This window comes from Micromonospora sp. LHW51205, from assembly GCF_003315815.1.
Taxonomy (GTDB): domain Bacteria; phylum Actinomycetota; class Actinomycetes; order Mycobacteriales; family Micromonosporaceae; genus Micromonospora; species Micromonospora chalcea.
On the sequence record NZ_QMEZ01000001.1, the window covers coordinates 736,660 to 762,311 of the forward strand.

26 protein-coding genes are annotated in these 25,652 nt (G+C 72.5%); 8 read left to right on the top strand and 18 right to left on the bottom strand.

What is annotated here, in order from left to right; translation table 11 throughout:
* The first annotated feature begins 76 nt into the window (after window positions 1-76).
* Complete coding sequence (locus DQE82_RS03395; protein WP_113971987.1) at window positions 77-520, top strand: hypothetical protein; 444 nt, start codon at window positions 77-79, stop codon at window positions 518-520.
* A 19-nt stretch (window positions 521-539) separates the two neighbouring features.
* Here the strand turns inward: DQE82_RS03395 and DQE82_RS03400 are convergent, their stop codons facing one another.
* From DQE82_RS03400 to DQE82_RS03440, 9 genes are all read right to left on the bottom strand, one after another.
* Window positions 540-851: a helix-turn-helix domain-containing protein gene (locus tag DQE82_RS03400; RefSeq protein WP_013284175.1), complete on the bottom strand. Its 312-nt coding sequence runs from the start codon at window positions 849-851 to the stop codon at window positions 540-542.
* Window positions 848-1,240 (bottom strand): type II toxin-antitoxin system RelE/ParE family toxin, encoded by a 393-nt coding sequence (locus DQE82_RS03405; RefSeq protein WP_043326449.1) that lies wholly within the window; start codon window positions 1,238-1,240, stop codon window positions 848-850. The genes DQE82_RS03400 and DQE82_RS03405 overlap by 4 nt, the downstream gene beginning before the upstream one ends.
* Window positions 1,241-1,280: 40 nt before the next feature.
* A complete protein-coding gene (speB, locus tag DQE82_RS03410) occupies window positions 1,281-2,294 on the bottom strand; it encodes an agmatinase (RefSeq protein WP_113971988.1) in 1,014 nt (337 codons plus the stop codon).
* Window positions 2,291-3,493 carry a saccharopine dehydrogenase family protein gene (locus tag DQE82_RS03415; protein WP_113971989.1) on the bottom strand — a complete coding sequence of 401 codons (1,203 nt, stop codon included), beginning with the start codon at window positions 3,491-3,493 and terminating at the stop codon, window positions 2,291-2,293. Before DQE82_RS03415 ends, speB begins: the two co-directional genes overlap by 4 nt.
* Entirely contained in the window at window positions 3,493-4,914 is a 1,422-nt protein-coding gene (locus DQE82_RS03420; protein ID WP_113971990.1) for an FAD-binding oxidoreductase, read from the bottom strand. The genes DQE82_RS03415 and DQE82_RS03420 overlap by 1 nt, the downstream gene beginning before the upstream one ends.
* Complete coding sequence (locus DQE82_RS03425; RefSeq protein ID WP_113971991.1) at window positions 4,911-5,735, bottom strand: ABC transporter permease; 825 nt, start codon at window positions 5,733-5,735, stop codon at window positions 4,911-4,913. The genes DQE82_RS03420 and DQE82_RS03425 overlap by 4 nt, the downstream gene beginning before the upstream one ends.
* Before the next feature lie 58 nt (window positions 5,736-5,793).
* The gene (locus tag DQE82_RS03430; RefSeq protein ID WP_113971992.1) at window positions 5,794-6,702 is read right to left on the bottom strand and encodes an ABC transporter permease; all 909 of its coding nucleotides are present in this window, start codon (window positions 6,700-6,702) and stop codon (window positions 5,794-5,796) included.
* A gap of 76 nt (window positions 6,703-6,778) precedes the next feature.
* Entirely contained in the window at window positions 6,779-7,936 is a 1,158-nt protein-coding gene (locus DQE82_RS03435; RefSeq protein WP_113971993.1) for an ABC transporter ATP-binding protein, read from the bottom strand.
* Window positions 7,933-9,117, bottom strand: coding sequence for a spermidine/putrescine ABC transporter substrate-binding protein (locus DQE82_RS03440; RefSeq protein ID WP_064447711.1), 1,185 nt, complete (start codon window positions 9,115-9,117; stop codon window positions 7,933-7,935). The genes DQE82_RS03435 and DQE82_RS03440 overlap by 4 nt, the downstream gene beginning before the upstream one ends.
* A 206-nt stretch (window positions 9,118-9,323) precedes the next feature.
* On the opposite strand from DQE82_RS03440, the gene DQE82_RS03445 reads away from it, so the two are divergent.
* The 3 genes from DQE82_RS03445 (at window position 9,324) to DQE82_RS03455 (ending at window position 12,716) form a co-directional block, all read left to right on the top strand.
* Window positions 9,324-9,836 carry an Lrp/AsnC family transcriptional regulator gene (locus tag DQE82_RS03445; RefSeq protein ID WP_030501361.1) on the top strand — a complete coding sequence of 171 codons (513 nt, stop codon included), beginning with the start codon at window positions 9,324-9,326 and terminating at the stop codon, window positions 9,834-9,836.
* Between the two features lie 148 nt (window positions 9,837-9,984).
* The gene (locus tag DQE82_RS03450) at window positions 9,985-11,331 is read left to right on the top strand and encodes an aspartate aminotransferase family protein (RefSeq protein WP_043326464.1); all 1,347 of its coding nucleotides are present in this window, start codon (window positions 9,985-9,987) and stop codon (window positions 11,329-11,331) included.
* Window positions 11,332-11,336: 5 nt separating this feature from the next.
* Window positions 11,337-12,716 (top strand): FAD-binding oxidoreductase, encoded by a 1,380-nt coding sequence (locus DQE82_RS03455; RefSeq protein ID WP_113972357.1) that lies wholly within the window; start codon window positions 11,337-11,339, stop codon window positions 12,714-12,716.
* Window positions 12,717-12,816: 100 nt separating this feature from the next.
* Here the strand turns inward: DQE82_RS03455 and DQE82_RS03460 are convergent, their stop codons facing one another.
* On the bottom strand, window positions 12,817-13,191 hold the full coding sequence (locus DQE82_RS03460; protein ID WP_043326466.1) for a DUF3499 domain-containing protein: 375 nt from the start codon (window positions 13,189-13,191) through the stop codon (window positions 12,817-12,819).
* Between the two features lie 153 nt (window positions 13,192-13,344).
* Between DQE82_RS03460 and DQE82_RS03465 the strand changes: the two genes are divergently transcribed.
* Window positions 13,345-13,794 carry a metallopeptidase family protein gene (locus DQE82_RS03465; protein WP_018787548.1) on the top strand — a complete coding sequence of 150 codons (450 nt, stop codon included), beginning with the start codon at window positions 13,345-13,347 and terminating at the stop codon, window positions 13,792-13,794.
* An 82-nt stretch (window positions 13,795-13,876) separates the two neighbouring features.
* Here DQE82_RS03465 and DQE82_RS03470 read toward each other — a convergent pair whose 3' ends face one another.
* The 6 genes from DQE82_RS03470 to DQE82_RS03495 form a co-directional block, all read right to left on the bottom strand.
* Window positions 13,877-14,137 (bottom strand): WhiB family transcriptional regulator, encoded by a 261-nt coding sequence (locus DQE82_RS03470; RefSeq protein ID WP_013284161.1) that lies wholly within the window; start codon window positions 14,135-14,137, stop codon window positions 13,877-13,879.
* Between the two features lie 460 nt (window positions 14,138-14,597).
* The gene (locus DQE82_RS03475; RefSeq protein ID WP_043326469.1) at window positions 14,598-14,936 is read right to left on the bottom strand and encodes a hypothetical protein; all 339 of its coding nucleotides are present in this window, start codon (window positions 14,934-14,936) and stop codon (window positions 14,598-14,600) included.
* Between the two features lie 12 nt (window positions 14,937-14,948).
* Window positions 14,949-16,346 carry a DUF4331 domain-containing protein gene (locus DQE82_RS03480; protein WP_113971994.1) on the bottom strand — a complete coding sequence of 466 codons (1,398 nt, stop codon included), beginning with the start codon at window positions 16,344-16,346 and terminating at the stop codon, window positions 14,949-14,951.
* A 73-nt stretch (window positions 16,347-16,419) separates the two neighbouring features.
* Window positions 16,420-16,716: a hypothetical protein gene (locus tag DQE82_RS03485; RefSeq protein WP_030501355.1), complete on the bottom strand. Its 297-nt coding sequence runs from the start codon at window positions 16,714-16,716 to the stop codon at window positions 16,420-16,422.
* A 153-nt stretch (window positions 16,717-16,869) separates the two neighbouring features.
* Window positions 16,870-19,395, bottom strand: coding sequence for a bifunctional FO biosynthesis protein CofGH (locus tag DQE82_RS03490; protein WP_113971995.1), 2,526 nt, complete (start codon window positions 19,393-19,395; stop codon window positions 16,870-16,872).
* Between the two features lie 159 nt (window positions 19,396-19,554).
* A complete protein-coding gene (locus DQE82_RS03495) occupies window positions 19,555-20,505 on the bottom strand; it encodes a hypothetical protein (RefSeq protein WP_043326476.1) in 951 nt (316 codons plus the stop codon).
* A 98-nt stretch (window positions 20,506-20,603) separates the two neighbouring features.
* Between DQE82_RS03495 and cofD the strand changes: the two genes are divergently transcribed.
* Window positions 20,604-21,551 (top strand): 2-phospho-L-lactate transferase, encoded by a 948-nt coding sequence (cofD, locus tag DQE82_RS03500; RefSeq protein ID WP_043326477.1) that lies wholly within the window; start codon window positions 20,604-20,606, stop codon window positions 21,549-21,551.
* Complete coding sequence (locus DQE82_RS03505) at window positions 21,548-22,633, top strand: coenzyme F420-0:L-glutamate ligase (protein ID WP_064447704.1); 1,086 nt, start codon at window positions 21,548-21,550, stop codon at window positions 22,631-22,633. Before cofD ends, DQE82_RS03505 begins: the two co-directional genes overlap by 4 nt.
* A gap of 16 nt (window positions 22,634-22,649) precedes the next feature.
* Here the strand turns inward: DQE82_RS03505 and DQE82_RS03510 are convergent, their stop codons facing one another.
* On the bottom strand, window positions 22,650-23,639 hold the full coding sequence (locus tag DQE82_RS03510) for a helix-turn-helix transcriptional regulator (RefSeq protein ID WP_043326482.1): 990 nt from the start codon (window positions 23,637-23,639) through the stop codon (window positions 22,650-22,652).
* Window positions 23,640-23,937: 298 nt separating this feature from the next.
* Here DQE82_RS03510 and DQE82_RS03515 point away from each other — a divergent pair, with 298 nt between their 5' ends.
* Window positions 23,938-24,513: an NUDIX hydrolase gene (locus tag DQE82_RS03515; protein ID WP_113971996.1), complete on the top strand. Its 576-nt coding sequence runs from the start codon at window positions 23,938-23,940 to the stop codon at window positions 24,511-24,513.
* Between the two features lie 28 nt (window positions 24,514-24,541).
* Here the strand turns inward: DQE82_RS03515 and DQE82_RS03520 are convergent, their stop codons facing one another.
* On the bottom strand, window positions 24,542-25,633 hold the full coding sequence (locus tag DQE82_RS03520; RefSeq protein WP_043330633.1) for a mannose-1-phosphate guanylyltransferase: 1,092 nt from the start codon (window positions 25,631-25,633) through the stop codon (window positions 24,542-24,544).
* Window positions 25,634-25,652: the final 19 nt, after the last annotated feature.

The window sequence follows — 25,652 nt, forward strand, 5'->3', positions numbered from 1 at the left end:
CGCGGGCATCGCGGCGGTGGGATGCTGACGCCGTCCACTTCGGAGTCGCATCCCACCGCCCGACAGGAGACCGCCCATGCACCCGGTCCGACAGCCAGTGCTCGCCGCCGGCCTCACCGCCTTGGCCACCGCCGCCACGCTCGGGCTCGCACCCGGCGCCGCCGTCGCCGCCCCGGCGGCCTCCCCCAGCATCTCCGTCAACTGGTTCGGCACGGCCGACGGGCGGGCGCACACCGCCACCGTCGGCGGCCGGTTCGACTGCGGCGCCGAGCGCGGCCTCGCGTACATCGAGGTGCACCTGGAGCAGCGGCGCGGCTCGGTCAACGGCTTCGGGTTCGGCGTGATCGGCGCGTGCACCGACGAGCGCACCGCCGGCACCTGGACCGCGACCATCCCCGCCGACCAGGGCAGGTTCCGCCCCGGCCCGGCCACCACGATCGCCCGCCTGGTGATCGAGCCCAACTCGATCACCGAAACCACCGAGCCCGTACGCCTGCGCCCCCGCTGCGCCCGCCCCTGACCGTCTCGGCGGCCTCCGGTCAGGCGATCTGCCGGAGGTCGTCGCCGTAGTCGAAGATGATCCGCAGCCGGGCTCCGAGGGCATTGGCGTACCGGCTCAGCGTTGCCACCTCGTTGACGTCGAGGTCGCCGTTCTCGATCTGGCTCACCCGGCCGGGCGTGACCCCCATGATCTCGGCGACCTGCCGCTGGGTCAGGCCCAGCCGCTTGCGCTCCTCGGCCAGGTGGAACGCGCTCACCCAGGCGTCGGTCCGGGCGCGCTCCGCCTCGTAGGCCTCGTCGTCGCCGCCGAGTTCGGCGCGGACCTCGTCCCAGTGATAGAACTCCGTCACGACTCCCCCCTTCGCTCGCGCTCGCTGTCGAGCCAAGCCTTGTAGGCAACCTCCGCCGCCGGGATGTGCTGCCGGTACCAGCGACTCCAGTCGCCCGCCTTGTTGCCGGCGACCAGCAGGACCGCCTGCGACCACGGATCGAAGACGAACAGCACCCGGATAGCCACGTCCCGACCGGAGCGGGGCCGCAACTCCTTGAGATTACGGAGACTGCTTCCGCGCAGCGTGTCCACGAGCGGGCGGCCCAGCCCCGGCCCGACCTCGGCCAGCTTGTCCACCGCCACCCGGACGCTCTCGTACGACGCCGGGTCGTGGTCCCGCAGGTCGCGCAGCCAGTGCCGGACCTCTCCGGTGACCCGGACCGACCAGCGCTTCCCGTCCGCACCCATGCCCTGACTATAGCCCGGGCTAAACATCCCGGCCTACCAGTCAGCGGTCATCCAGGAGCGGCTGGGTGGGGTTCCACGGGGTTCCGGTTTCGGCGTCGTGGCGGCGGCGGGCTATCGCTGAGAGCGCCTCCAGCACCACCCGGTTGCCCAGGTACGCGGTGATGTCGGCGTGGTCGTACGGCGGGGCGACCTCGACCACGTCCAACCCGACCACCGGCAGCTCGTAACAGACCCGGCGGACCGCGTCGAGCAGTTGCCGGGAGGTGAACCCGCCCGGCTCGGGCGTGCCGGTGCCGGGGGCCATGCCGGGGTCGACCACGTCCACGTCGACGGAGAGGAACACGCCCTCGCACTCGTCGGTCGCGATGCCGAACGCCTCGGTCAGGCAGGTGTCGAGGCCGCGCGCCACGATCTCGGTCATCTCGTACGAGCGCATCCGCTGCTCGGCCATCCACGCCAGCGTGTCCGGGCCGGGCCAGTAGCCGCGCAGCCCGATCTGCAGGAAGCGGTCGCCGCGTACCGCACCGGACTCGATGAGCCGGCGCATCGGCTGGCCGTGGCCGTGCAGCGAACCGAACTCGACGTCCCCGGTGTCGGCGTGCGCGTCGAAGTGCACCAGCGACACCCGGCCGAGCCCGTGGTGCCGGGCCACGCCTGTGGCGTCGGGCAGCGCGATGGAGTGGTCGCCGCCGAGGACCACCGGGATCGCCCCGGCGGCGGCGACCGCGTGCACGGCGGTCTCCAGCGCGGCGAGCGAACGCTCGATGTCGCCGGCGAACATCTCCACGTCCCCGGCGTCGTAGACGCACAGGTCCTTCAGCCCGTCCACGCGCAGCGCCAGCGACGGGCGGGAGCCGTCGTGCGGCAGGTAGCAGGCCTGCCGGATGGCGGACGGCCCGAACCGGGTGCCGGGCCGGTGCGAGGTGCCACCGTCGAACGGCGCCCCGATGATCACCACGTCCGCGTCGGCGTACGTGACCGGCTCCTCGACCGTGCACGGCGGCACGCCGAGGAACGTGATGTCGGGGCCGTACATCGGGCCGTACCGGGTCATCGTTCCTCCATCCCCCACGGCGAACCGTAGCCGGTGAGCAGGTCGAGGAAGGGGGTCGGCGGGAACGCCTCGGGACCGAGCACGCCCGTGCCGGACCAGGCGCCGGTGGCGAGCAGCTCCAGCGCGACGACCGGGTTGACGGCGGTCTGCCAGACCACCGCCTGGTGGCCGTACTCGGCCATCGACCACTCGTTGTCGACCACGTGGTACAGGTAGACCCGGCGCGGCTGCCCGTCCGGGCCGGTGCCGGTGACGTACGTGCCGGCGCAGGTCTTGCCGCTCATCCGGTCGCCGAGCGTGGCCGGGTCGGGCAGCGCGGCGGCCACCAGGTCGCGCGGCGACACGTCGACGCCGCGTACCCGCACCGGCTCGGTCGAGTCGAGCCCGAGCTTGTGCAGCGTGCGCAGCACCTCGATGAACTCGGCGCCGAGGCCGTACTTGAAGGTGACCCGCTTCGCCTGGACCCAGCGCGGGATGAGCAGCACCTCCTCGTGCTCGACGTTGACGCACTCGACCGGGCCGATCCCGGCCGGGAAGTCGAAGACCTCCGGCTCGCTGAACGGTTCGGTGGTGAACCAGCCGCGCCCGGCCTCCCAGATCACCGGCGGGTTGAGGCACTCCTCGATGGTGGTCCAGATGGAGAACGAGGGCGCGAAGTCGTAGCCGGCAACTGTCAGGTTCGCGCCGTCGCGTACCCCGATCTCGTCGATCTCGGCGAAGAGTTCGTCGGCGGCGTAGCGGGCGAAGACGTCGGACAGGCCCGGTTCGACGCCGATGCCGCAGAGCGCGAGCCGCCCCGCGGCGGCCCACCGCTCCGCGACGGCGAACTGCTCGTCGCCGAGCTTGACCCCGGTCTCGGCGTAGGGACGCTCGGGGTGCGGCCGGGACAGCGACATCGCCATGTCCAGGTAGTCGGCCCCGGCGGCGAACGCGCCGTCGAAGATCGGCATGACGAAACGCGGGTCGACCGCGTTCAGGACGTGCGTGATCCGGTGTTCCCGGCACAGCGCGGCCACCGCGTCGGCGGAGGAAGCGTCCACAGTGGCGGCGACGAACCGGTCGCCGTGCCCGGCGACGGCCCGCGCCGCCCGCGCCGGGTCGTGGTCGGCGACCACCATGAGCTCGAAGAAGGTACGGCGGGCGGCGATGGATACGGCTGCGGAGCCGACGCCACCGGCGCCGACGAGGAGGATACGCATCAGGAGTCGAACCCCAGTCCAAGACGGTCGAGAGTACGGAGCCAGAGGTTGCGCCGTCCGTCGCGCGCGTCGGCGCGGGCGAGCGACCAGCGGGTGAGGTTGATGCCCACGGACCGGACCGGTTCCGGCGGGAACGGCAGCGGCTTGCGGCGCACCAGGTCGAGCCGGGTCAGCGGGGTGTCGGTGCCGGAGAGCAGGTCGAGCGTCACGCGGGCGCCGAATCGCGTCGCGCCCACGCCGAGCCCGGTGAACCCGGCCGCGTACGCCAGGCGTCCGGAGTACGCGGTGCCGAAGAACGCGCAGAACCGGGTGCAGGTGTCGATCACGCCACCCCAGCGGTGACTGAAGCGCACATCGGCGAGCTGCGGGAACGTCGTGAAGAAGTGCGAGGCGAGCGTGGTGAAGGTGGCCTCGCGCTGCTCCAGCGCGGGCGCCACCCGGTTGCCGTAGTGGTAGATCGCGTCGTAGCCGCCGAACAGGATCCGGTTGTCGGCGGTGAGCCGGTAGTAGTGGAACTGGTTGCCGGTGTCGGCGAGCCCCTGCCGGTGCCGCCAGCCGATCGCGTCGCGCTGCGCGGCGGTCAGCGGCTCGGTCATCAGCGCGTAGTCGTAGACCGGCACGATCCAGGAGCGCAGCCGGCGCAGCAGCGGCGGGAACGCGTTCGTGGCCAGCACGACCTGCCGCGCCCGTACCGCGCCGGGCGCCGCGTCCGCGCCGCCCGCCGTGCTGGCGAGCAGCGCCGCGCCGTCGCCGGCCAGGCCGGTGACGCGGGTGCGCTCGTGCACGCGTACGCCCAGGTCGAGCGCGGCCCGGCGCAGTCCCCAGGCGAGCTTCGCCGGGTCGAGCAGCGCCACCCGGTCGCGATCCCACATCCCGCCCAGGTACGTCGGCGACGCCACCTCGGCGCGTACCTCGTCGCGGTCGAGCAGCCGCACGTCGTGGCCGTACCGGCGGGCCAGCTCGGCGTCCGCGGCGAGCCCGTCGAGCTGGTACGGCTCGACCGCCACCGCCAGCTCACCGGTGCGTTCGAAGTCGCAGTCGATGTCGTACTTCGCCACCGTGGCGGCGATGGCGTCCAGGTTCTCCCGGCCCAGCCGTTCCAGCTCGCCGATCTCGCCGGGGAACCGCTCGACGCCGTTGGCAAGCCCGTGGGTCAGCGAGGCGGCGCAGAACCCGCCGTTGCGCCCGGACGCCGCCCAGCCGCACGTGCCCGCGTCGACCAGCAGCACGTCCCGGTCCGGGTCGGCCTCCTTTGCGAGCAGCGCGGTCCACAGTCCGGCGTACCCGCCGCCGACCACGAGCAGGTCGGCGGTGTGCGAGCCGGACAGCGGCGGCAGCGGGTCGGGCCGCTCCGGGCGGTCCAGCCAGTACGGCACGGGCGCGGCGTCGGCCAGCGCCCGGCCGGTATGCGGGAGTGTCATGGCTTGCCCACCGGTGTGGCGACCACCGCGAGGGCGGCCCGTCGCGCCCGCCGCCCGCGCAGCGAGGTGGCCCCGACCAGCAGCAACGCGATCACGAACATGGCCGTGCCGATCACGTTCACCTGCGGCGGGATGCCCCGCTGGGAGGCGCCCCAGACGTACATGGGGAACGTGACTGTGGTGCCGGCGTTGAAGTTCGTGATGATGAAGTCGTCGAAGCTGAGCGAGAAGGCCAGCAGCGCGGCGGCCACGATGCCCGGCAGCACCAGCGGCAGCGTGATCCGCCGGAACGTCTGCCACTCGCTGGCGTACAGGTCCATCGCGGCCTCCTCCAGCCGCCGGTCCATGCCGGAGAGCCGGGCCTTCACGGTGACCACGACGAACGACACGCAGAACATGACGTGCGCGATGACGATGGTCCAGAAGCCCTGCGGCACCCCGGCGGCGACGAAGAGGGCGAGCAGCGAGGTGCCCATCACGAGTTCCGGGGTGGCCATCGGCAGGAAGATCAGCCCGTTGAGCCCGGACCGCCCGCGGAAGCTGTGCCGGACCAGCGCGAACGCCATCAGCGTGCCGAGGAGCGTGGAGACGACTGTGGCGATGAGCCCGATCTGCATGCTGCGCACCACGGCGTCGCACATGTCCGAGGTGGCGCAGGGCTGCTTCCAGTTGTCGAGCGTGAACTCGTTGAAATCGTAGGAGAGCCGGCTGGAGGGCCGGTTGAAGGACAGACCGGCGACCACCATGATCGGCAGCGTCAGGTAGCCGAGGACGAGCAGGGCCACGCCCATCACCCACCGGTCGGCGAGCCAGCGCCTCATCAGAGCCTGCCTCCATTCGCGACTGCGGGGCTCCGCTTCGCTGCGCTCCTCGCGCTCATCACAGCACCTCCTCCGTGCCGGCCTTCCGCAGGTAGACGAAGACGATCGCCAGGATCGCGGCCATCAGCAGGAACGACAGCGCCGCGCCCTGCGGATAGTCCAGCCGGACCAGGAACGCCGAGTCGATGACGTTGCCGATCATGTACTCGTTCGGCGTACCGAGCAGCTCGGCGTTGATGTAGTCACCGGTGGCCGGGATGAAGAACAGCAGCGTGCCGGCGATCAGGCCGGGCATCGACAGCGGCAGCGTGACCTTGGCGAACGCGCGCAGCGGGCTCGCGTACAGGTCGCTGGCCGCCTCCAGCAGCCGGGGATCGAGCCGCTCCAGGCTCGCGTACAGCGGCAGCACCAGGAACGGCAGGAAGTTGTACGTCAGGCCGAGCACCACGGCGATCGGGGTGGCCAGCAGCCGGCCGTCCGGTCCGAGCAGGTGCACGTCGCGCAGCAGCCCGACCAGCGCGCCGTTGTCCGACAGGATGGTCTTCCAGGCCAGCGTGCGCACCAGGAAGCTGGTGAACATCGGCGCGACCACGGCCACCAGCAGCAGGTTCTTCCACCGGCCGGCCTTCTGCGCGATCGCGTACGCCAGCGGGTAGCCCATCAGCAGCGCGAGCACCAGCGCGATGGCCGAGTAGAGGAACGACCGGGAGAACTGCGGCCAGTACGCCTGGAGCGCGTCCGGGTAGTTGCCGAACGCCCAGGTCATCGCGTACCCGGTGGAGAGCGAGCCGGCCGGGTCGTAGAGGCTGGCCGAGGCGAGCTGCACCAGCGGCAGCGCGAAGAAGACGAGCAGCCAGACCGCGCCGGGCAGCAGCAACAGGTACGGCAGGAGCCGGCTGCGCCCGCGCCGCACCGGCGGCGGCGCCGGTTTCCCGGCGGAGGCCGGTACGTGGGCCAGCGCGCTCATGCCGCCACTCCGCTTCGCTCCGTGCCGCCATGAGACACCTTCGCGCTGAGCCAGCCGATTCGCTCGCTGCGCTCGCTCATGCCGACGCACCCACCGGCGGCTCGTCGAGCAGCGGCGCGGTCTGGTCGTCCTCACCGGCGGCCCGGGGCAGCAGGAACGCGTGCCGCGGATCCCAGTGCGCGGTCACCGCCGTGCCGACCGCCAACTGACCGCCCAGCCCGCTGTTCGCGGCGAACGCGGTCAGCTCGCTGCCCCACGCGGTGCGCACCAGGTACTGGGTGCTCACCCCGACGTAGGAGGCGTCGCTGACCACGCCACCGACGTGCTGGTGTCCGGCCGGCACCCGGTCCGGGTCGTCGACCAGGTGCAGCTTCTCCGGACGTACGCCGAGGAAGGCCGGCCCGTCGGTGAGCCGGGCCCGGCCGGCGGGCACCGAGAAGCGCGAGCCGTGCGCCGTGACCAGCACGTCGTCGGCGGCGCGCCCGCCGGCTTCGGCGGCGAGCAGGTTGGACTGGCCGAGGAAGTTCGCCACGAACGCGGTGGCCGGGTACTCGTAGATCTCGGCGGGCGCGCCGAGCTGCTCGATCCGGCCGGCGTTCATCACCGCGACCGTGTCGGCCATCGTCATGGCCTCCTCCTGGTCGTGGGTGACGTGCACGAACGTGATGCCGACCTCGGTCTGGATCCGCTTCAGCTCGATCTGCATCTGCCGGCGCAGCTTCAGGTCGAGCGCGCCGAGCGGCTCGTCGAGCAGCAGCACCTGCGGGTGGTTGATGAGCGCCCGGGCCAGCGCGACGCGCTGCTGCTGGCCGCCGGAGAGCTGGGCCGGGCGGCGCCGGCCGTACCCTTCGAGCTGCACCAGCGCGAGCATCCGCTCGACCTGGTCGCTCACCTTGCGGATGCCGCGGCGGCGCAGCCCGAACGCCACGTTCTCGTGGATGTCCAGATGCGGGAAGAGCGCGTAGCTCTGGAAGACGGTGTTCACCGGCCGCTTGTACGGCCGCAGCCCGGCGATGTCCTGCTCGCCGAGCAGCACCTGCCCGCTGGTCGGCTGCTCCAGCCCGGCGATCATCCGCAGTGTGGTGGTCTTGCCGCAGCCGGACGCGCCGAGCAGGGCGAAGAACGAGCCCTGCGGGATGGTGAGGGTGAGGTCGTCGACGGCGGTGAAGACGCCGAACCGCTTGGTCAGGTCGACCAGGCGCAGGTCGCCGGCCGGGGTCTGCTGCCCCTTCACGCGCCGATCACCTGCTGGAACTTGGTCTCGTACTCCTTCTCCTGCGCCTCGTCGAGCGCCATGAAGACCTTGGCTTTGGACAGCATCGTGTCGTCCGGGAAGATCAGCGGGTTGCTCGCCAGGTCCGGGTCGATCTTCTCCATCTCGGCCTGCGCGCCCTGCACCGGGCAGATGTAGTTGACGTACGCGGCCAGCTTCGCCGCCACCGCCGGGTCGTAGTAGTGGTTCATCAACGCCTCGGCGTTGGCCTTGTGGGTGGCCTTGTTCGGCACCAGCATGTTGTCCGACCAGAGCATCACGCCGGACTCGGGCACCACGAACTTGATCTTCTCGTCGTCGAAGCCGAGCTGGACCACGTCGCCGGACCAGCCGATGCACGCGGCGATGTCGCCCTTGGCCAGATCGGGCGCGTAGTCGTTGCCGGTGAACCGCCGGATCTGCTTGCTGTCCACGGCCTTCTTCAGCTTGTTCAGCGCGTCGTCGAACTGGGCCGAGGTGAACTTGGCCGGGTCGTGGCCGAGCGACTGGAGCAGCAGGCCGATGGTGTCGCGCATCTCCGACAGCACCGTCACCTTGCCCTTGAGATCGGGGCGGGTGAGCAGCTCGTCGACGGTGCGGATCTCCTTGGTGACGTTCGCGTTGTACGCGAGCCCGGCGAGACCGGACTGCCACGGGACGGCGAGCTGGGTCTCGGCGTCGAAGGAGCGACCGCGCAGCGACTGCAGCAGGTTCGCCTCGACGTTCGGCATCTTCGACTTGTCCAGCTTCTGGACCCAGCCGAGGCGGATCACCCGGGCGGCCATCCAGTCGGTGAGCACCATGATGTCCCGGCCGGTGCTCTGACACCCGGCGAGCTGGTTGCGCACCTTGCCGAAGAACTCGTTGTTGTCGTTGACGTCCTCGGTGTACGTCACCTGGATGCCGGTGGCGGCGACGAACGCGTCGAGCGTGGGGCGCTTGGACTCGTCCTTCTCGTCGGTGTCCATGTACTGCGGCCAGTTCGAGAAGGCGACCTTCTTCTCGGTGGCGGACAGATCCTCGCTCTTGCAACCGGCTTCGGTCTGCTGGGCGCCCTTGGTCCCGCAGCCGGCCAGGGCGCCCGCGGTGGCGAGCAGTGCGGCCGAGCCGACGGTCCCGGTGAGCAGACCACGCCGGGTGAGGGTCCGAAGGGGACTACGCATGTGACGACTCCTTGGGGGGCATCGTCGGCGGCGGGACGGGGGGCGGCACGCCGGCGGGAGGGTCAGTGGCGATGGACGACTGATCCTGACATGAGAAAACCTCTCTCACAAGGGATTCCGTTGCTGGAATAGCCAGTCGCCACGAAATACGCCAGACTGCGCGGGGCACTACGCTCGATACGAAGAATCGGATACAAGGAGCGTCGATGGTCAACCGGCACCAGGAGAACGCCAACGGCGGCCGTCGGGTCACCGTGCGTGAAGGCGCCAATCACGTTCTGCTCGACGACGTGGCGAAGCAGATCATCGAGCAGCTCCAGGAGGACGGGCGCCGCCCGTACGCGAGCATCGGCAAGGCGGTGGGCCTCTCCGAGGCGGCGGTACGCCAGCGGGTGCAGCGACTGCTCGACGCGGGCGTCATGCAGATCGTCGCGGTCACCGATCCGCTCCAGCTCGGCTTCCCCCGCCAGGCCATGATCGGGCTGCGCACCGACGGTGACCTGGAGTCGGTGGCCGACCGGCTGGCCGAGTTCGAGGAGATCGACTACGTGGTGATCACCGCCGGCTCGTTCGACCTGCTGGCCGAGGTGGTCTGCCGCAACGACGCGCACCTGCTGGAGATCCTGCAGAAGCTGCGCGGCGTGCCCGGAGTGCTCTCCACCGAGGCGTTCGTCTACCTGAAGCTGCGCAAGCAGACCTACAGTTGGGGCACCGCCTGATGCGGATTCCGTTGACAGCACAGTGATATGGCGCTGAATCCGTCGCGGTGAAGCTTCTTCGCTTGCCTTATCGGCACCGCCTGTGGGATAACCGTGGGCAGAGCGGCCGGTGTCACCCCTGACCGGCCCGAGACCCGATGGGGCTGACATGGCCAACGCCACCGACCACCTGTGGATGCACTTCACCCGCATGGCGAGCTACCCCGCCGGCGAGGTTCCGACAATCGTCCGGGGCGAGGGCGCGTACGTCTGGGACGCGCAGGGCCGCCGCTACCTGGACGGGCTGGCCGGGCTGTTCGTCGTCAACGCCGGCCACGGCCGCGCCGAGCTGGCCGAGGCCGCCGCCAAGCAGGCCGGCGAGCTGGCCTACTTCCCACTCTGGTCGTACGCCCACCCGAAGGCCGTCGAGCTGGCCGAGAAGATCGCCACGCTCACGCCCGGCGACCTGAACCGGGTCTTCTTCACCACCGGCGGCTCCGAGGCCGTCGAGGCGGCGTGGAAGCTGGCCCGGGCCTACTTCAAGCGCACCGGCAAGCCCACCAAGCACAAGGTGGTCAGCCGCTACATCGCCTACCACGGCACCTCGATGGGCGCGCTGTCGATCACCGGCCTGCCCGGCATCAAGACCGACTTCGAGCCGCTGGTGCCGGGTGGCATCAAGGTGCCGAACACCAACTTCTACCGCGCCCCCGAACACGGCGACGACCCCGAGGCGTTCGGCCGCTGGGCCGCCGAGGAGATCGGCCGCGCGATCGAGCGGGAGGGGCCGGAGACGGTCGCCGCCGTCTTCCTGGAGCCGGTGCAGAACTCCGGCGGCTGCTTCCCGCCGCCGCCCGGATACTTCGAGCGGGTACGCGAGATCTGCGACGCGTACGACGTGCTGCTGGTCAGCGACGAGGTGATCTGCTCCTGGGGCCGGCTCGGCGAGTACTTCGGCGCGGTGCGGTACGGCTACCAGCCGGACATCATCACCACCGCCAAGGGCATCACCTCCGGCTACGCCCCGCTCGGCGCGATGATCGCCAGCGAGCGGCTGATGGAGCCGTTCCTCACCGAGACCGGCATGTTCGCGCACGGCGTGACGTTCGGCGGCCACCCGGTCTCCTGCGCGGTCGCGCTGGCCAACCTGGAGGTGTTCGCCCGGGAGGACCTGATCGGGCACGTCCGGGCCAACGAGGGCGCGTTCCGGTCCACCCTGGAGAAGCTGCACGACCTGCCGATCGTCGGCGACGTCCGCGGTGACGGCTACTTCTACGGCATCGAGCTGGTCAAGGACAAGACCACGCGGGAGACGTTCGACGAGGCCGAGTCGGAGCGGCTGCTGCGCGGCTTCCTGTCCACCGCGCTGTTCGACGCCGGGCTCTACTGCCGGGCCGACGACCGTGGCGACCCGGTGGTGCAGCTCGCCCCGCCGCTGATCGCCGACCAGCAGCACTTCGACGAGATCGAGCAGATCCTGCGCGCGGTGCTGACCGAGGCGTGGTCCCGGCTCTGACGCCGATGACCGGTTACCGGCACCTCTCGTACTGGCTGTCCAGCCTGGACGAGCCGCTGACACCGCGACCCGGGTTGCCCGGCGACACGGACGCCGACGTGGCGATCGTGGGCGCCGGGTACACCGGGCTGTGGACGGCGTACTACCTGGCCGAGGCCGACCCCACGTTGCGCGTCGTCGTGCTGGAGCGGGAGATCGCCGGGTACGGCGCATCCGGGCGCAACGGCGGCTGGTGCTCGGCGCTGTTCCCCACCTCGCTGCCGGCGCTGGCCCGACGCCACGGCCGGGACCGCGCGCTCGCCCTGCAACGGGCCATGCACGACACGGTCGGCGAGGTGGGGCGGGTCACCGCCGCCGAGGGCATCGACTGCGACTGGCGGGCCGGCGGCACGGTGACGCTGGCGCGCAGCGAGGTCCAGCTCGACCGGGCCCGCGCCGAGGTCGACCAGGCCCACGCGCACGGGCTCACCGACGACGACCTGACGCTGCTGGACGCCGCCGAGGCCGCCGCGCGGTGCGACGCCGAGGGGGTACGCGGCGGCACGTACACCCCGCACTGCGCCGCCGTGCACCCGGCGAAGCTGGTCCGGGGCCTGGCGCGGGCGGTGGAGCGCCGGGGCGTACGCATCCACGAGCGCACCCCGGTGACCGCGCTGCGGCCGGGCGCGGCGGTGACACCGGCGGGCGTGGTCCGGGCGCCGGTGGTGGTCCGCGCGACCGAGGGCTACACGCCCGGGCTACCCGGCCAGCGGCGCACGGTGGCGCCCGTCTACTCGCTGATGGTGGCCACCCCGCCGCTGCCCGAGGAGACGTGGGCGCGGATCGGGCTGGCGGAGCGGGAGACGTTCTCCGACTACCGGCACGTCATCGTGTACGGCCAGCGCACCGCCGACGGCCGGCTCGCGTTCGGCGGGCGGGGCGCGCCCTACCACTACGCCTCCCGGGTGCGGCCGGGCTTCGACCGGGAGCCGCGGGTGTTCGCGGCGCTGCGCCGGACGCTCGGGGAACTGTTCCCGGTGCTCGGGCCGGACGTGCCGGTGACGCACGCCTGGGGCGGGCCGCTCGGCGTGGCCCGGGACTGGGCCGCGTCGGTGGGGCTGAACCGCCGCACCGGGCTCGCCTGGGCCGGCGGGTACGTCGGTGACGGAGTGGGCACCAGCAACCTCGCCGGTCGTACGCTGGCCGACCTGATCCGCGGCGTGGAGACCGACCTCACGGCACTTCCCTGGGTGGGCCACCGCTCCCCGCGCTGGGAACCGGAGCCGCTGCGCTGGCTGGCGATGAACGCCGGCCTGAGGATCATGTCCTCAGCCGACCACACCGAGCACCGTACGTCCCGCACGTCCCGCCGAGCCGACCTCTTCAACCGCTTCCTGGGCCACTGACCCCGGGTTCCCAATCCGTTGATCAAGGAGTTTGTGTCTCCCGGACACGGTTTCCTTGACACAAACTCCTTGATCAACGCGCGGAGGGCGGCGGGGTCGGTCAGTGGTGGGGTGGGATGACCCGGAGGTGGCCCCGGCGGCCCTGCTGGTGGGGGGCCTGGGGCTTGGTGGTGGGTTCGTCCTCGGGGGGACGGGGCGGGGCGGGGCGGGCGGCCTCACGGACCGCCTCGGCCAGCGCCACCAGGTCGTCGGTGGTGGGCGGCGGCGGCTCGAACTCACCCTCGTGCCGCACCACGTCCCAGCCGCGCGGGGCGGTCAGGCTGCGGGCGTGCGGCTCACACAGGTCGTACGTGTGCGGTTCGGCGAACGCGGCGAGCGGGCCCACCACCGCCGTCGACTCGTTGTAGACATAGGTCAATGTGGCGACCGCTTGCCGGGGGCAGCCGTTACGGGAGCAGCGCCGTGGTGACCTCACGGCGGCAGGGTATCCCCATTACCGGGTCCGGCGCACCGCTTCGCGTTACGACACGCCCGTCATGGTGATCACAATTCCTCCGATCGGCGCCCCGGCGCGCCGGACAGCCTCGCGGCGACGGGTGGACCGCCACCCCGGGCTACCCTGTCCGTCATGACGAGCCCGCAGAACCGCCGCCCCGGCTCCGGCCGGCGCACCCACCGTGACCGGCACGGTCGCGGGCTGCGCGGGCGGCTGGTGCCGGCCACCGTCCCGCTGGCCCGGACGAAGGCCGAGGTCTTCGACGACCTGGTGCTCGACACGGTGGAGACGCTCGAACGCCGGTTCGCCAAGGAGCTGGCCGGGGTGGAGTTCGCGGTCGAGGACGTCCCGCCGGATCTGAACGTCTACGACTCGGACGTGCTGGAGGACGGCGAGGTGCCGCTCGCCCGGCTGCTGCCCGGGCGGCCCGGCCGCCAGGAGGTGCCGCCCCGGATCGTGCTCTACCGGCGGCCGCTGGAGTTCCGCGCGATGGACCGCGAGGATCTCGCCGACCTGGTGCACGACGTGATCATCGAGCAGGTGGCGAATCTGCTCGGGGTGGACCCGGACGAGCTGGCCTGACGCCGCCACCCGGCCGGCCCCCGCCGGCCGGACAGCGACCCGGGCCCGGACGGCCCCCACCGCCCGTCGGCCCGTACGTGGATCAGGCGGCGACCCGCCGCTTGAGCTTGCGCCGCTCCCGCTCGGAGAGGCCACCCCAGATTCCGAACCGCTCGTCGTGGCCGAGCGCGTACTCCAGGCATTCCGTCTTCACTTCGCACCGCGAGCAGATGCGCTTCGCCTCGCGGGTCGAGCCGCCCTTCTCGGGAAAGAACGCCTCCGGGTCGGTCTGCGAGCAGAGCGCCCGCTCCTGCCACTCCGGCGCGTTCCCGAGCAGGTCGGCCACCTCGAGCTGGCCGTCCATCGATTGCCTCCTTGTCGCGCACCGGCGTCATTCGCCGCTGCAACCCCCCACGCGAAAGGCGTGCCTGTCCGTACGGTCACCATTTGTTGCGTTCCGTGCGAACAACCCCATTCAAATTACACGCGTGTAATGCGTGCGCCGTCAAGCCAAACTTGATAATGGAGTCGCCCTCCCGACACGTCCGGGACGACCGCCGCGGTCGCCCGTAGCCTCGCAACCTGCCCTATCGATTCAGACCCCGGACGAGTAACGCCCTCCCCGGCGAGTTGCCGGAAGTTTTCTGCCGTGGCGCACCGCCGGCGGGCCGGCCGGACGCCCCCGCCGGCCGCTCGTACCAAGATCAGAATTGGTGGGCCAAAGGGTAACGCGCTCGTTGCGGTACCGCCCGCCGAGCCGTCCAACGCCGACTGCGCCCCGTCCACCATGTGGACAGGGCGCAGGCGTCGGCGCGGTCGCCGGTTCAGTCCACCCGGGCGGGTGAGCTGGTCGGCCAGACGAATTCGGCGATACACCCACCGGTAACAGAGATCGCGCCGGCCGATGTGTTCTCGTCCCACCAGACGGTATAGACACCCGCCTCCAGGTCCGGGTAGACGGCACTGTGGAAGACCCCGTCCAGGACGTGCCGCTCGCGTACCGCGGAGTGGGTCCGCGGGCTGTCGAGGTCCGCCCGGCTGATCTCGATTTCCCGGCCGTGCAGGTCCCGGCCGGTGTGGATGATCAGCGCGCCGCGGTCGCCGCCGAGGTCGAGCACGACGCTGCCGACCTCCGACGGGCCGAGATCGTGATGGTGTGACATCCGCGTCTCCCGTCAGGACTTCTTCGCCTGCGGGTTGCCGAACCCGTCGTACGGTGTGCCGAGGAACGGGAAGTCGGCCAGGAACGGCGCGGTGACGTCGGCCGCGCTCAGACCCGGCGTGACCGCCGCGGCGGCGGCGTCCGGGCGGAACGTCTTGTCGACAAGTGGCACGGTCAGTCCCGCGATGGCACGCAGCGCGATCGTCACCACGTCGTCGGCGACGCGACGGCCGTTCGGGTAACCGGCCAGGTCGCCGCCGAGCACGCCGAACCGGTCCGGTGTGCGGCTGGGCCGGATCGCCGTGTTCAGCCGCAGCATGTCCGCCTGGACGTCGCCGGTGGTGTTGGCGAAGCCGTCGATCAGTCCGGCCGGGATTCCGGTGAGCAGGATCGCCACCAGGTCGGCGCGCGGCTTCTTGGACTTGTTCAGCGCGTCCAGATTTCCGAACACGCCCGGGTACAGCGCCGGCAGCAGCGCGGCCAGCTCGGGCCGCTCGACGAACCCGGCGAAGCGCTTGTCCTCCGACGGCGGCAGCGTGTTCCACACGTCCTTCCGGGACATCGGCACGATGACCTCGTTGAACAACGGGTTGCCGAGCCGCGACACCTGGGTGAACGGGCCGGCCGCGGTGTCCGCGGAGACCCGGTCGCCGAGCACCCGGACCTGCTGGCGGGACGCGCTGGTCCACACCCCGATGGTCGAGGCGCGGTCGGCCACGCCGTAGCGGGCGGCCTTACGGCGCACCTGGTTCAGCGGCACCTGCACGGCGATGCTGTGCACGTTCAGCCGGTCCAGCGCGTTAACCGGCTCACCCTCGGCCTGGAACAGCTTCTTGCCGGCCACGTGCAACTGCTGGAACGGCCGCAGCGTGCCCAGGTCGAACACCGCGCCCAGGTCGACGAAGAAGCCGTCGGCACGCTGGCCGGCGAACACCTTCTCGCCGGTGGACAGCTTGAACGTCGCCTGGCGTACCAGGTTCTGGTACTTCGGGGTGGACAGCGGCCCGACGTTGCAGGGCGGGCAGGGCAGCTTGTGCGCCAGCACCCGCGCGCGGCCGTCGGCGATCCGGGTCAGCCGGTAGAACTGCCGCCGGTTCCAGTTCTTGCTCTCCAGCGACTCGATCGGCCCGGTGTTGTAGAGAAAGCTGTTCTGGTTCGTGATCTCCGTGGTGAATTCGAAACGATAGGTGACGTCCGGATTACCGTCGCCGTCGTTGTCGATGTGAATCTCGTACCGGACGTCGTCGCCGAACTCGAAGAAGTTCGGGCCGCCGGAGGGAAGTTGCACCGGCACGTAGTTGGCGATCAACGTGACCGTGTCCGGCTGGCTCGGCGTGACGAACGCGTACAGGTCGGAACTGTCGGCGACCGGATCCTTGGCGATCTCCGGGGCCTCGCGGTGAGAGGACATGGCGGACGCACCTTCGTCGGGGGAACGGAAGACGGAACCGGCGCCGGGAGCCCACGCCGGTGGAGGGGTGGGATCAGCGCCGGCCGGCGGCGCGCACCAGGCGGTCGGCCAGACCGCGGTCGCGGATCTCGACCCTTGTCGTACCGACGAAGACGTCGATCGCGCCGGTGGCGGCGTCGCGGAGGTGAGCCACGATCGGCTCGTCGCGCCGGCTCGCCGTGGGGGAGTTCTGCGCGGCGGACAGGCCCGGCACGGTGAGGGCGGCGGCGCCCAGCGTCGCGCTCGCCGCGGCGGTGAGCGTCTGCCTGCGGGTCAACCGCGGCCAGGTCCGCCGTTTCTTCGGCGCGTCGGTGGTCTCGTCAGTGCTCATCGGCAACCTTTCCGGACCGGCGCCGCAGCGCCGCAACGGGCCCGGGACGCCCGGACACCGCCGGGCCCCGGTTCTGGGGTCACCGGCGGCGGTCCTCGCCGAAACCGCCGCCGGCATCCACAGGTACGGCAGGCGACGGGGAAAGGTTCGACCTCAGGCGCCGGCGTGACCGTACGCGGTCGTCCGCTTGCGGAACGGGCGGCCCGCGGCGGTGGCGATGGCCCGCAACTGCTCCTCGGTACGGGCCGAGCCGTTGCCCGAGCCGGCCATCCGGGAGATGGTCTCCTCCATCAGCGTGCCGCCGAGGTCGTTGCAGCCGCCACGCAGCATCGCCACCGTGCCCTCGTCGCCGAGCTTCACCCAGGAGCACTGGATGTTGCCGATCCGCCCGTGCAGCAGCAGCCGGGCCATCGCGTGCACCGCCCGGTTCTCCCGCCACGTCGGACCCGGGCGGGCGATGCCGGCCAGGTAGATCGGCGCGTTCGTGTGCACGAACGGCAGCGCCACGAACTCGGTGAAGCCGCCGGTACGGTCCTGCACCCCGGCCAGCACCCGGAAGTGGGCCAGCCACTGGCCCGGGTGGTCGACGTGGCCGTACATCATCGTGGAGCTGGACCGGATGCCCAGCTCGTGCGCCGTGCTCACCACCTCGACCCAGGCGGCGGCCGGCAGCTTGCCCTTGGTGAGCACCCAGCGCACGTCGTCGTCGAGGATCTCGGCGGCGGTGCCCGGGATGGTGTCCAGCCCGGCCTCGCGGAGCTGGAGCAGCCACTCCCGCACCGGCACGCCGGCCTTCGCGGCGGCGGTGACGATCTCCATCGGGGAGAACGCGTGCACGTGCATGCCCGGCACCCGCGCCTTGATCGCCCGGACGATGTCGGCGTAGCCGGTGACCGGCATCTTCGGGTCGATGCCGCCCTGCAGGCACACCTCGGTCGCGCCGGCCGTCCACGCCTCCTCGGCCCGGTCGGCGACCTGTTCCAGGGACAGCCGGAACGCGTCGGCGTCGCTCTCCCGCTGGGCGAACGCGCAGAACCGGCACCCCACGTAGCAGACGTTCGTGAAGTTGATGTTCCGGTTCACCACGTACGTCACGTCGTCACCCACCGCATCCCGGCGCGCGTCGTCGGCGAGCCGGCACAGCTCGTCCAGCGCCGGGCCGTCCGCGCCGAACAGCGCCAGCGCCTTCGCCTCGTGCGCCGGCGTCAGCAGCGCGGCCGGGTCGTCCGCGGCCAGCCGCAGGCCCGCGCGCAGGTCGGCGTCCGCGCCACCGGCAAGGGGTACGCCCGCGCGCGCCTGCGGCGCCACCTTGCCGGCCACCTCGGCCCAGTCGCCGTACACGCTGTCGAAGTCGCCCCGCCGGTCCTCGGTGCGGCCGGTGACGTCGATGGTGGCGTGCAGGTCGGTCCGGCCGCCGTAGGTCTCCTCCGGCTCCTGCCAGGGCTGCCCCACCGGGCGGGCCTCCTCGACCGCGAGCCCGGTGGCCGGGTCGGCGAGCGCCGTGACGTGCGGCAGCAGGCGCGGGTCCAGCCACGGGCCGCCCGCGCGGACGTACTCCGGGTAGACGGTCAGCCGCTCGCGCAGCGTGAACCCGGCACTCGCGGTACGCGCCGCCAGCTCCTCCAGGTGCGGCCAGGGGCGCTCCGGGTTGACGTGGTCGGGCGTGACCGGGGAGACGCCGCCCCAGTCGTCGATGCCGGCGCGCAGCAGCAGGTCGTACTCGCCCGCGATCAGGTTCGGCGGAGCCTGGATGCGGGCCTTCGGGCCGAGCAGCACCCGGGCCACCGCCACGGTGGCGGCCAGGTCGTGCAGCTCCGCGTCCGGCATGCCGCGCATCGCCGTGTCCGGCTTGGCGCGGAAGTTCTGCACGATCACCTCCTGGAGGTGGCCGTACTCCCGCATCGCGCGGCGGATCGCGAAGATCGCGTCGACCCGCTCGGCCCGGTTCTCGCCGATGCCGATCAGGATGCCGGTGGTGAACGGCACCCCGACCCGGCCGGCGTCGTCGAGCACCCGCAGGCGGACCGCCGGCTCCTTGTCCGGTGAGCCGAAGTGCGGGCCGCCCGGCTCGGACCAGAGCCGGGTGGCGGTGGTCTCCAGCATCATGCCCATGCTCGGCGCGACCGGCTTGAGCCGCTGCAGCTCCGACCAGGTGAGCACGCCCGGGTTGAGGTGGGGCAGCAGGCCGGTCTCCTCCAGCACCGCCACCGCGCAGGCGCGCAGGTAGTCCAGCGTCGAGTCGTACCCCCGCTCGTCCAGCCACCGGCGGGCCGCCGGCCACCGCTCCTCCGGCCGGTCGCCGAGCGTGAACAGCGCCTCCTTGCAGCCCTGCGCGGCGCCCTCGCGGGCGATCGCCAGCACCTCGTCGCGCTCCAGGTAGGCGGCGGGCAGCCGGTGCGGCACGGTCGCGAACGTGCAGTAGTGGCAGCGGTCCCGGCAGAGCCGGGTCAGCGGGATGAAGACCTTCTTCGAGTACGTGACCACGCCCGGCCGCCCGGCGTCGCGCAGCCCGGCGTCGCGGACCTCACCGGCGATCCGGAGCAGTTCGTCGAGCATCTGCCCGCGCGCGGCGAGCAGCGCGCCGGCCTCGTCGGCGTCGAGCGCCCGGCCGGTGGCGGCCCGTCCCAGCGCCCGCCGGACGCTCGCCTCGGTCGGTTCGGGGTCGCTGCGATCAACCATCCGCCCAGCCTATGCGCTGCCGGGCGACAGGCCGCCCGCGCCCGCTCGCGGTCCGGGCAACGGGACGGCCCGCGTGGCCCGCCTCACAGCGGGACCGGCGCGGGCCGTCGGGAGCCTGCCGTCGGGCGGGCGACGGCGCTCCGTCGCCCGCCGCGCGGCTCAGCGGGGCTGGTTCGGGTCCTCGCGGTCGAACCGCTGGGTGCGCTCGTCGTCGGCGGCGGGCGTCGACGCGCCCGGTTCGGCGGACTGGCGCGGGATCGCCTGCGTCGGGTCGGCCGACGGCGGCTGGCCGAACGGCGGCGCGGACTGCGGCGAGCCGTACTGCGGCGCCTGCTGCGGACCGGCGAACGGCGAGCCGGCCTGCGGGGCCGACTGCGGGTCGGCGAACGGCGGGCCGGACTGCGGGGCGTGCGGCGGCGCGGTGTTGAACGGCGGCGCCGACTGCGGCTGGCCGTACTGGCCGGGCTGCTGCGGCCAGCCGGGCGGCGGCGAGCCGGCCTGCGGGTAGCCCGGGCCGGGCTGCTGCGGGTAGCCACCCGGACCGGGGTAGCCGCCGGGCTGCCCCGGCTGCTGCGGCCAGCCGGGCTGGGCCTGGCCGTACACGCCCGGCTGCGCCTTGGGCTTCGGCACGTAGTAGAGCGTGCGCCAGATCTTGAACACCACGAACGCGGCGACCGCGAAGAGCGCCAGCCAGGCAGCGCGGGTCAGCAGACCGAGGAACGCATCGAGCACCTCACCGTCGGCGAGCCGGCCGACCAGCCAGATCAGGAACGTCAGCGCGCCGAACACGGCGGACACGGCGTACTCGACCAGCGCCACCTGCGTGATCAGCTTGGCCTTCGGCACGACCGGGCGGATCACGGTGGCGATCAGGACGGCGAGCAACGGCAGGACCGTCGCCTCCAGGCCGACGAAGCTGAAGTACGTGCTTCCCGCCCGGCCGCTGAACGTGCTGTAGTCGTCGACCGGCACCAGCAGGCGCAGCAGGCCGACGAAGAGCAGCACGGCGTTGGCGCCGAGAAGGACGAGCGCGGCCAGTTCGCGCAACGGCTTGATCAACTGGCTGGCCTGCGCGGCGTCGCCGGACGCGGGCTCGGCGGGGCTGGTCACGGACTCCCCCAGGGGACGAAAGCGGACAGTTGCCGAAGTGAGCGTAGTCTCTCCGGCCACCGAGCGATCGACGGCGGCACGTGCGGAAGGATGGACGCATGCGCATCGTGGTTCTGACCGGCGGCATCGGGGGCGCCCGTTTCCTGCTCGGCGTACGGGCGTACGCCCGCGAGGTGGGCGCCGAGGTGACCGCCGTGGTGAACGTCGGCGACGATCTGCTGCTGCACGGGCTGAAGGTCTGCCCCGACCTGGACAGCGTGCTCTACACGCTCGGCGGCGGCGCCGACCCGGAACGCGGCTGGGGCCGGGTCGGCGAGACCTGGACGGTGAAGAACGAGCTGGCCGCGTACGGCGCGGAGCCGAGCTGGTTCGGTCTGGGCGACAAGGACATCGCCACCCACCTGGTCCGCACCACGATGCTCAACGCCGGCTATCCGCTGTCCCAGGTCACCGAGGCGCTGGCGGCGCGCTGGCAACCGGGCGTACGGCTGCTGCCGGCCACCGACGAGCGCCTGGAGACCCATGCCGTCGTCACCGACGAGCAGGGGCGGCGCGCGATCCACTTCCAGGAGTGGTGGGTGCGGTACCGCGCCGACGTACCCACCGACCGGTTCGTCTTCGTGGGCGCCGAAGCGGCGAAGCCCGCGCCCGGCGTGGTGGAGGCGATCGCCGCCGCGGACGTGGTGCTGATTGCGCCCAGCAACCCGGTCGTCAGCATCGCCCCGGTGCTGGCCGTGCCCGGCCTGCGCGACACGGTGACCGGCGGGCCGGCCCCGGTGATCGGGGTGTCGCCGATCATCGGCGGCGCGCCGGTACGCGGCATGGCCGACCGCTGCCTCGCCGTGCTCGGCGTGGAGTGCAGCGCGGCCGGGGTGGCCGGCCTCTACGGCGCCCGGTCCACCGGCGGGCTGCTCGACGGCTGGCTGGTGGCGCCGGAGGACGAGGGCACGGCGGTGCCGGACGTGGTGGTCCGCGCGGCGCCGCTGCGGATGACCGACGAGGCGGCGACCGCCGCGATGGTGCGCGCCGCGCTGGAGCTGATGTGAGGCTGGAGATTCTGCCGGTGCAGGGCATCGGCGACGTGACCGAGGGCGACGACCTGGCGGCGCTGATCGCCGGCGCGGCGCCGTGGCTGCGTGACGGCGACGTGCTGGTGGTCACCAGCAAGATCGTGTCGAAGGCGGAGGGCCGGCTGGTCGACGTGCCCGCCGACGGTCCGGAACGGCTCGAGGCGCGGGACCGGATCCTGGACGGCGAGACCGCCCGGGTGGTGGCGACGCGGGGCGCCACCCGGATCGTGCAGACCCACCACGGGTTCGTGATGGCCTCCGCCGGCATCGACGCGTCGAACGTGGACAAGACCCGCCTGGTGCTGTTGCCGGCCGACCCGGACGCCTCCGCGCGGGCGTTGCGTGCCGCGCTGCGCGACCGGTACGGCCTCGACGTCGCCGTGATCGTCAGCGACACCATGGGCCGCCCGTGGCGCAACGGGCTCACCGACGTGGCGCTCGGGGTGGCGGGCATGCCGGCGATCCGCGACCACCGGGGCGAGGTCGACCCGTACGGCAACGAACTGTTCGTCACCCAGATGGCGGTGGTCGACGAACTGGCCGGCGCCGGCGAGCTGATCAAGGGCAAGTGCGACCAGGTGCCGGTCGCGGTGGTCCGGGGTTACCTCGGCACCCCCCGGGACGACGACGAGGGCGCCCGGGCGCTCGTCCGCGACGCCTCGATGGACCTGTTCTCGCTCGGTACCGCCGAGGCGCGCGCCGCCGGCCTGCGGGCGGCGGCGACGCTGCCGGACCGGGCCGGGCCGGAGCCCGCCGACGCGGACGCGGTGCGGCGGGCGATCGGCTCGGTGGCCGACGTGGTAGCGCCGGGCACGACCTTCACGCACGTCACCGACGACGAGGTACGCGCCGGGCTCGCCGCCACCGTGCCCGGCTGGCCCGCCTCGGCCACCGGCCTGCTGCTCGGCGCGGCGCCGACCCCGCTCGACCCGGCGGACCTGGTCCGGTTCGGCGCGGACGTGCAACGCCTGCGCGCCGCGCTGGCCGCCGAGGGAATCGGTTCCGTCCTGCTCCCGCCCCCGGCCGGCAGCGCCGCCAGCGCCACGCTGGCGCTCTGAGACGGCCCGGCGGAGGTCAGGCGTCGAGGACGGCTCGGCCCAGCGGCGTCAGCGTGTGCAGGACGGTGTTGCGCTCGCGCTGACTGACCAGCAGCCCGGCGTTGCGCAGCACTGTGGTGTGCTGGCTGGCCGCGGCGGCGGAGATGTGCAGCCGGCGGGCCATCTCGCCGGTCGTGCAGCCCTCGTCGGCGGCATGCAGCACCCGCGACCGGGTGCGGCCGATCAGGGCCGCGAGCGCCTCGCCCTGCGGTGACCCGGCGGCGCCGGACGCCGGTGTCAGGCCGGCCAGCCGGTCCACCGGGTAGACGAGCACCGGCGGCAGGGTCGGGTCGACGAGCGCCACCGGGGTACGCGAGCAGAAGAACGACGGGACGAGCAGCAGCCCGCGCCCGTCCAGGTGCAGTTCCCGGGTGTCCGGATAGTCGAGCACCTCCAGCACGCCGGAGTTCCACCGCATGTTCGGACGCAGGCTGGCCAGCAGCCCTTCGGCGCCGCCGTCGAGCATGGCGCGGGCACGCCGGGCCCGGTCCGCCTCGACCGCTGCCTGCACCCGGGCCCAGTACGGCGTGACGGCCAGCGACTGGTATCGCGCCATGGAGTCGGTGAGGTGGTGCAGTGTCTCCGGCTCACCCCGGGCGAGCGCCGTCGCCGAGGGCGGCAACGTGGTCTCCTCGGCGAGCCGGGTCAGGTCGCGGCGCAGCATGTCCGTAGGGGTGCCGCGGACCGCGTCCAGCCCCACCTCGAAGCCCTCCCGGCTGGCGAACGGGGTGAGGAAGTCGGGGAAGTAGCCGCGCGGCGGGTTGAGCGCGAGGAGCAGGCGGTACTGCTCGGCGTCGCTGTCGGTGCGCAGCCCGTGCGCCACGGTCCGTCGCCATGTGGTCATCATCGGGTCGCGGCTGCGCCCCTGGAGCAGGTGCAGGCTGAGAACCAGCTCCCAGAGCGGGTCCGCGCGCGGGGCGACCCGGGTCCGCAGGACGTCTTCGCCCGAGAAAACGATCTTCAACATGGAGTGCTCCCGTGCGGACGGCGGGGGTGCCCGCCACGGCTCGACTTTACCCGCCGGCAGTAATCTCCATCTTTAAGCCTGAGGTGAAAGACCTCGACGGTGAGGTGACCGGTTCGGCAAACTCTTCCTTGCCCGCCGACGCCGGGGCGCAGTCTCGACCCGGTCGCCGGCTGACGGGCGTGGCCGGGCGGCACCACGAGGGTCTGCGACATCGTCGCAGGGGTGCCGCCCGGCCTTCGCTCATCCGCAGGTGGGTCGCCGCGCCGGCGTACCGTGGTGGCACTCGTAGAGTGTCCGGGTGCCCGACACCGACCTCACCACGTACGCCGACCTGCACGCCGACGCCGTCGCGGCGCTGAGCCGCTGGACGGCGACCAGCCCCGCCGCCGGCGCCGCCCGGGACCGGACGCTGGCGCTGCTGGCCGACGGGCCGGCGGCGATGAGCCGGACACACCGGGCGGGGCACGTCACCGCCAGCGCGCTCGTGCTCGACCCGGACGGCCGGGTGCTGCTCTGCCTGCACGGCAAGATCCGCAGGTGGGTGCAGCTCGGCGGGCACTGCGAGCCGGGCGACCGGACGCTGGTGGCGGCCGCGCTGCGCGAGGCCACCGAGGAGTCCGGCATCGCCGGTCTGACGATCGAGCCGGAACCGATCGACGTGGACATCCACCAGGTCGCCTGCCAGGGCGGGTCGTTCCACTACGACGTCCGGTACGCGGTGCTGGCCCCGGCCGGGGCGGTCGAGCAGGTGAGCGCGGAGTCCGAGGCGCTCGGCTGGTTCCCGCCGGACCGGCTGCCCGAGCCGCTCGCCCACGCGACGGCCCAGCTGGTGCCACCGGCGCTCGCCTTGCTGGCCCGTCGCGCCGCCCGCTGACCGGAAGCGGGCGGCCGCACCGGCCGGATCAGACCAGGCCCTCCTCGCCGCGTTCCTTCAGCTCGTCCACGACCTTCTTCACGTCCTGCGCGCGGTCACGCGGGCAGACCAGCAGCGCGTCCGGGGTGTCCACCACGATCAGGTCGTGCACCCCCACGGTGGCGACGAGCCGGCCGGAGTGCGACACCACGACCGTGCCGGTGGTGTCGTGCAGCAGCACGCCCGGCTTGGCGTCGCCGCCCAGCACCACGTTGCCGGCGCCGTCGGCCGGCAGCACCTCGCCGAGCGTGTGGAAGTCACCGACGTCGTTCCAGCCGAAGTCACCCGGCACGGTGCCCACCCGGCCCGCCGTCGCCGCGCCCTCCATCACCGCGTAGTCGACCGAGATCCGGGGCAGCGTCGGCCAGACCCGGCCCAGCACGTCGTCCTGCTCCGGGGTGCCCCACGCCGCCGCGATGGCGGTGATCCCGGCGTGCAGCTCCGGCTCCTGGCGGGCCAGCTCGGCGAGGAAGACGTCCACCCGCCAGACGAACATGCTGGCGTTCCAGAGGTGCCGGCCGGAGTTGACGTAGACCTCGGCCACCTCGGCGGCCGGCTTCTCCTTGAACTCGCGTACCGGGCGCAGCGTGCCGTCCCCCACCGGGTCGCCGGTCTCCAGGTAGCCGTAGCCGGTCTCCGGGCGGGTCGGGGTGATGCCCACCGTCATCAGCAGCCCCTGCTCCGCGCCGCGGATGGCCTGCCGTACCACCTCCGCCAGCCGGGCCGGGTCGCCGATCAGGTGATCGGCGGCGAACGAGCCCATCACCGCGTCCGGCGTACGCGCGGCGATCACCGCGGCGGCCAGCGCGATCGCCGCGCAGGAGTCGCGGGGCGACGGCTCGACCAGGATGTTCTCCTCCGGCACGCCGGCCAGCTGCCGGGCCACCGCCGCGGCGTGCGCGGCCCCGGTGACCACGAGCGTGCGCTCCGGTGTGGTCAACGGCGACAACCGGTCGACAGTGGCCTGCAGGAGCGAGGCCGGCGTGCCGGTCAGCGGGTGGAGGAATTTGGGATGGCCGGCACGGGACAGCGGCCACAACCGTGTGCCACTGCCACCCGCCGGGATGACGGCGTAGAACATCAGCACATCATGCCCGAAG

What these genes read in the sequence shown, in the direction of transcription:
- DQE82_RS03450 (WP_043326464.1), top strand. Translation starts at nt 9,985, where the DNA reads ATGGCCAACGCCACCGACCACCTGTGGATGCACTTCACCCGCATGGCG.
- DQE82_RS03395 (WP_113971987.1), top strand. Translation starts at nt 77, where the DNA reads ATGCACCCGGTCCGACAGCCAGTGCTCGCCGCCGGCCTCACCGCCTTG.
- DQE82_RS03490 (WP_113971995.1), bottom strand. Translation starts at nt 19,395, where the DNA reads ATGGTTGATCGCAGCGACCCCGAACCGACCGAGGCGAGCGTCCGGCGG.
- DQE82_RS03480 (WP_113971994.1), bottom strand. Translation starts at nt 16,346, where the DNA reads ATGTCCTCTCACCGCGAGGCCCCGGAGATCGCCAAGGATCCGGTCGCC.
- DQE82_RS03470 (WP_013284161.1), bottom strand. Translation starts at nt 14,137, where the DNA reads ATGGACGGCCAGCTCGAGGTGGCCGACCTGCTCGGGAACGCGCCGGAG.
- DQE82_RS03485 (WP_030501355.1), bottom strand. Translation starts at nt 16,716, where the DNA reads ATGAGCACTGACGAGACCACCGACGCGCCGAAGAAACGGCGGACCTGG.
- DQE82_RS03510 (WP_043326482.1), bottom strand. Translation starts at nt 23,639, where the DNA reads ATGTTGAAGATCGTTTTCTCGGGCGAAGACGTCCTGCGGACCCGGGTC.
- DQE82_RS03415 (WP_113971989.1), bottom strand. Translation starts at nt 3,493, where the DNA reads ATGCGTATCCTCCTCGTCGGCGCCGGTGGCGTCGGCTCCGCAGCCGTA.
- DQE82_RS03440 (WP_064447711.1), bottom strand. Translation starts at nt 9,117, where the DNA reads ATGCGTAGTCCCCTTCGGACCCTCACCCGGCGTGGTCTGCTCACCGGG.
- DQE82_RS03425 (WP_113971991.1), bottom strand. Translation starts at nt 5,735, where the DNA reads ATGAGGCGCTGGCTCGCCGACCGGTGGGTGATGGGCGTGGCCCTGCTC.
- DQE82_RS03405 (WP_043326449.1), bottom strand. Translation starts at nt 1,240, where the DNA reads ATGGGTGCGGACGGGAAGCGCTGGTCGGTCCGGGTCACCGGAGAGGTC.
- DQE82_RS03445 (WP_030501361.1), top strand. Translation starts at nt 9,324, where the DNA reads ATGGTCAACCGGCACCAGGAGAACGCCAACGGCGGCCGTCGGGTCACC.
- cofD (WP_043326477.1), top strand. Translation starts at nt 20,604, where the DNA reads ATGCGCATCGTGGTTCTGACCGGCGGCATCGGGGGCGCCCGTTTCCTG.
- DQE82_RS03455 (WP_113972357.1), top strand. Translation starts at nt 11,337, where the DNA reads ATGACCGGTTACCGGCACCTCTCGTACTGGCTGTCCAGCCTGGACGAG.
- DQE82_RS03520 (WP_043330633.1), bottom strand. Translation starts at nt 25,633, where the DNA reads ATGTTCTACGCCGTCATCCCGGCGGGTGGCAGTGGCACACGGTTGTGG.
- speB (WP_113971988.1), bottom strand. Translation starts at nt 2,294, where the DNA reads ATGACCCGGTACGGCCCGATGTACGGCCCCGACATCACGTTCCTCGGC.
- DQE82_RS03465 (WP_018787548.1), top strand. Translation starts at nt 13,345, where the DNA reads ATGACGAGCCCGCAGAACCGCCGCCCCGGCTCCGGCCGGCGCACCCAC.
- DQE82_RS03475 (WP_043326469.1), bottom strand. Translation starts at nt 14,936, where the DNA reads ATGTCACACCATCACGATCTCGGCCCGTCGGAGGTCGGCAGCGTCGTG.
- DQE82_RS03430 (WP_113971992.1), bottom strand. Translation starts at nt 6,702, where the DNA reads ATGAGCGCGCTGGCCCACGTACCGGCCTCCGCCGGGAAACCGGCGCCG.
- DQE82_RS03420 (WP_113971990.1), bottom strand. Translation starts at nt 4,914, where the DNA reads ATGACACTCCCGCATACCGGCCGGGCGCTGGCCGACGCCGCGCCCGTG.